Origin of the sequence: Paracoccus salipaludis (assembly GCF_002287065.1) — a bacterium.
Classification (GTDB): Bacteria; Pseudomonadota; Alphaproteobacteria; order Rhodobacterales; family Rhodobacteraceae; genus Paracoccus; species Paracoccus salipaludis.
The window spans coordinates 1-535 of the sequence record NZ_NSJZ01000159.1 but is presented as its reverse complement, the minus strand read 5'-3'; the positions used below and the strand labels follow the sequence as shown (position 1 = coordinate 535).

Genomic DNA, 535 nt, shown 5'->3' with positions numbered 1-535 from the left:
GTGGCCCTGCGGACTGCGGACCAAGACATGATCCAGCGCACGGAGGCCTTCCTCCTGGACCTCGCCGCTAAGGGGGAGGCCCGCGTGTTCTACGACCCGGTCATGTCGAACGCAGGCCTGCGATGGCAGGTGCCGGCGCACCGCGACAAGATCGGCTGGGTTCTAGGTGCGGTCTCGGAGCGCAGCTTCGAAAACCACGGCGTGCTCCTCTCGGTCCTCGTCCACAAGAAGACCCCGGGCGATACGCTCCCGAGCGGCGGCTTCTTCAACCTTGCGGGGCATCTCGGCTTCGACGTGGAGGACCGGCACGCCTTCGTCGCCCGCGAGACTCGCAAGGTCTTGAGGAAATTCGGCCGACCCAAGGCGGCTTAGGGCGCGGGAGACGTCCAAGGAAGCGTCCCACGTTGGGCTGTCCCCTATGCCCATGGCAAGGGACAGCCCAGCGGCGAGCGCCCTTCCTCCTCGGCCGAGCCATGAGCTGTGCCCTTGGGAGGCCGCACGCAAACCGCAGGTTTGCATAAGTGCGCCCTTCTCT

General features: G+C 66.5%; 1 protein-coding gene. It reads left to right on the top strand.

The annotated features are described in order from the left end of the window. A partial coding sequence (locus CK240_RS17980; protein WP_205957943.1) for a hypothetical protein occupies nt 1-372 on the top strand: 372 nt, incomplete at its 5' end. Nucleotides 373-535: the final 163 nt, after the last annotated feature.